The organism is Parafrankia sp. Ea1.12, from assembly GCF_900465275.1.
GTDB lineage: Bacteria > Actinomycetota > Actinomycetes > Frankiales > Frankiaceae > Parafrankia > Parafrankia soli.
The window spans coordinates 1-3,865 of record NZ_UBIZ01000576.1; the positions used below are offsets into that span (position 1 = coordinate 1).

The 3,865-nt window shown below is 76.0% G+C and carries 3 protein-coding genes; all 3 read left to right on the plus strand.

Annotation, left to right across the window (positions count from 1 at the left end):
• Nucleotides 1-938, plus strand: a 938-nt coding sequence (gene cobJ, locus FMEAI12_RS32125) for a precorrin-3B C(17)-methyltransferase (RefSeq protein WP_200835481.1), incomplete at its 5' end; no start/stop codon positions are given.
• A 52-nt stretch (nt 939-990) separates the two neighbouring features.
• Nucleotides 991-2,064: a sirohydrochlorin chelatase gene (locus FMEAI12_RS32130; RefSeq protein ID WP_112108955.1), complete on the plus strand. Its 1,074-nt coding sequence runs from the start codon at nt 991-993 to the stop codon at nt 2,062-2,064.
• 560 nt (nt 2,065-2,624) lie between these two features.
• Nucleotides 2,625-3,584, plus strand: coding sequence for a hypothetical protein (locus FMEAI12_RS32135; protein WP_112108956.1), 960 nt, complete (start codon nt 2,625-2,627; stop codon nt 3,582-3,584).
• Nucleotides 3,585-3,865 lie beyond the last annotated feature (281 nt).

Genomic DNA, 3,865 nt, shown 5'->3' on the forward strand with positions numbered 1-3,865 from the left:
CCCCACCCGCCGGCCCGCCAACCGCCGCGACGGCCGGCATCCCGGACGGCGCGACGGCCGGCGCGCCAACCGGCGTACCGGCGGTGACGGCGCAGCTGGTGGTCGCCAAGCAGGTCAGCGCGCACGCGACCGTCGCTGTGGCCCGGCACCGGCCCCGCGGCCGGCTCGCCGTCGTCGGGCTCGGTCCCGGGGACCGTCGGCTACTCACCCCCGCCGCCCGCGCCGAGCTGGCCCGCGCCCGGATCGTGGTCGGGTTGGACCAGTACGTGCGGTCCGTCGCCGATCTGCTGCCCGCCGGGGTCACCGTGCTCGACAGCGGGCTCGGTGACGAGCAGGCCCGCGCCGAGACCGCCGTCGCACACGCCCGCGCCGGGCATGCCGTCGCGCTCATCGGCAGCGGCGACGCCGGGGTGTACGCGATGGGCAGCCCCGCGCTCGACCTGGCCGACGGGTCGTTCGACGTGGTCGCCGTGCCGGGGGTGACCGCGGCGCTCGCCGCCGCCGCACTGCTCGGCGCCCCGCTCGGGCACGACCATGCGCTGATCAGCCTGTCGGACCTGCACACCCCGTGGGAGCGGATCGTGGGCCGGGTCCGCGCGGTCGCCGAAGCCGACCTGGTCGTCGCGTTCTACAACCCGCGCAGCCGCACCCGACGCCACCAGCTACCCGACGCCCTCGACGTGCTCGCCGCGCACCGTAGCGCCGGCACCCCGGTGGGGATCGTCACCGACGCGTTCCGGCCCGGGCAGCGGATCACCGTCACGACCCTCGGTGCCCTCACCGACCGCACAGCCACCCAGGACGGTGCGGGTGGGGCCGGTGAGCGGGAGCGGCTGCTGGACCTCGTCGGGATGACGACCACGGTCGTCGTCGGCTCGAGCCAGACCCGGCTGCGCGCCGGCCTGGTCGTCACCCCACGGGACTACACGTGGCGCTGACCCGCAGCCGCCGGGCCCGCACCGGCCGACCCGCCGCAGGAGGCACGTCCAGGTGAACGCCACCCCGCCGCACCCCGGCACCGTCCCCACCGCCACCGTTTCGGATCCGGCGGGTTCCGCCGCCGGGCCGGCGCTGCTGATCGTCGGGCATGGCACCCGGGACGAGGCCGGCGCCGAGCAGTTCCGTCGGTTCGTCTCCCGGGTGCGCCAGCGGGCCGGTGGGCTGGCGGTGGACGGTGGGTTCATCGAGCTGTCCGCCCCGCCGGTCGCCGACGCGGTCAGCCGTCTCGTCGACGCCGGCCACCGGCGGCTCGGGGTCGTTCCGCTCACCCTGGTCGCCGCCGGGCATGCCAAAGGTGACATTCCCGGGTCGATGGCCCGGGAACGCGAACGCCACCCGGGGCTGCGCTACGCCTACGGGCGTCCCCTCGGCCCGCATCCGACGATCCTGCGGCTGCTCGCCGAACGTGTCGACGTCCTCTGCCCACCGGACCGGCGGGAGCAGACCACGGTGCTGCTGGTCGGGCGGGGTTCGACCGACCCGGATGCCAACGCCGAGGTGTTCAAGGTGGCCCGGCTGCTGTGGGAGGGCCGCGGCTACGGCGGGGTGGAGGTGGCGTTCATCAGCCTGGCCGAGCCGTCGGTGCCGGCCGGGCTGGAGCGGATCCACCGGCTCGGCGGCCGGCGGATCGTCGTCGTCCCCTACTTCCTGTTCACCGGGGTGCTGCCGCGGCGCACCGTCGAGCAGGCGGCCGGCTGGGCGGGGGGGCACCCGGAGGTGGAACTGGCCTGCGCGGGCCTGCTCGGCGACAGCGCCGCCGGCGCCGGCGGGGAGGGTGACGGGCTGGTCGAGCTGGTGTTGGAGCGCTACCAGGAGGCGCTCGGCGGGGACATCCGGATGAACTGCGACACCTGCCTGTACCGGATCGCGCTGCCGGGGCATGCGCACCGGGTCGGGCAGGCGCAGACCCCGCACGACCATCCCGACGACCCGTCGCACTCCCACGGGCCGCACGGCCATCACCACTCGCATTCCCCTGACCCGCACGGCCACGGTGATCCGCACGCTGCGGGTGGGTCGGTGGGACGGGCGGGGCTCGCGGTGACGCTGCGCGCCGACGACTGACCGCAGCGGACCGGGCTGGGCGCTGCGCACCACCCGCCCACGCCGAGCACAGTGTGGCGATCACCGACGGCGGGCCGCGGATCCTCACTCTGCTCCGACATACCCCCACCTGGGGGTTGCGCGGGGGTGTGCGGGCTGTTGTGCGGGGAAGGGGCCCGGCGAGCAGGGCCGTAACACGCCACAATCCCGCCGAAACCTGTACTCCACACCTGGATGTGGACAACAATCGACGCACAGACAGGCCGATCCTGGCACCAGCGGCGCGATGGTGACAGGCCAACGCGACATCACACATCCGCCCCCCACCGTGAGCCTGAACACGGTAGCGTGCGCTCGTCACCGATCCGACCGGAACAGTGACGCACAGCGCCGGCCAGGCGGCCGCCCCCGCGGGCGGCCAGCACGGCGGTCGGAGCCGCGCCACGGACCGTCCCGACACCCCGCGTCACCGACGCATCCCACGGGGTCGGGGGCGGGCCGTGACGGTGCACCACCGGCACTCCGGCGCGGCCGGGGGGACAGTCGCCCGCCCTCCCAGGGGCCGGACGGGAAGGACGTGGATGAGCCGAGTCGAGCTACCCGACTCCACCCGTCCCGACCGGCTCGGCCTGCCCGCCGCCGCCCGCGCCGCCGCCATGCTCTCCCGGGAGATCGCCTACGCCGACCCCGACCCGCTGACGATGGCCGAGCTCGACGACCGGCTGCACCGGTTCGCCACCACCCTGCTCACCACCCCGCACACCGCGCTGCTGCGCCCGGTGATCGCCGACTGGCGCCGCGTGCAGGCCGCACTGGGACGCCGGCTGTCCCCCGCGACGCACCGTGAGCTCACCGGGGTCGCCGGGTTCCTGTCGTTCTACCTGGGTGTGCTCGCCGTCGAGGCCGGGGATGATCCGTCGGCGCGGCGGTTCGCCACCCTCACCGACCAGTTCGCCACCCAGCTCGACGACCCGCTGCTGACCGGTACCGCCGCCACCCTGGACTCCCTCGTCGCGTTCGTCGGTGGCCGCTATGACGCGGCCCGGGGTGCCGCCCGCCGTGCCGCGGCCGCCGGCCATCCGTATCTGCACGGGTGGGCGGCCGCGTTGGAGGCGGGTGCGGCCGCGACGCTCGGTGACATCGACGGCGCCCTGGCCGCGCTCGCCCGGCTGTCACAGACGCCGTGTGTGCAGGGGCTGCGTCATCCGGGGTGGCCGGCGTTCGACGAGGTCCGGGAGGCCTGCGTCGTCGCGGACGTCGTCAGCCGCATGGGCGGTGAGGGCGCGGCCGGCCTGAGCCGGGCCGCGGTCGACCTGACCAGTTCGGGCACCCCCGAACGGGGGTGGGCACTGGCCGCGCTCGCCGGTGCGCTGGCACCCGACGACCCGCCGGAGGCCAGCCGGCTGCTCGGTGAGATCGTCGAGATCCTGGACGTGCACCCGTCGCGGTTGCTGTCGAGCCGGGTCAACGACCTGGTGCGCGCCGCCGGCTACCCACGGCCGCTGGCCCCCCACCCTGGCCAGGCCGGCACCTCCGCCTGACCCGGCAGCCGCGGCGCCGGGTGCACGGGCACGGCCCGCACCGGCCACCCGTGCTCCCCGTGCCGGTTGCGCCGGGTCAGGCGGACAGGCGGACAGGCGGGTCGGGGTGGCGGGCAGGTCCGTGGCGCGGCCGGCGGCGAGGCGGTCCCGGCGCCGCGCCAGCAGCCGGTCAGCCAACGCGTCGGCGCGTTCGATGTCGTCCAACGTGGCCCGGGTCGCCGCCCGCACCCGGCTGTCCGCCGAGCTGCTCGCCGCGCTCCTCGAGGTCGAGGAGCGCACCA

Excerpts from the sequence above, each read along its gene's own strand:
- FMEAI12_RS32135 (WP_112108956.1), top strand. The coding sequence starts at position 2,625 with ATGAGCCGAGTCGAGCTACCCGACTCCACCCGTCCCGACCGGCTCGGC.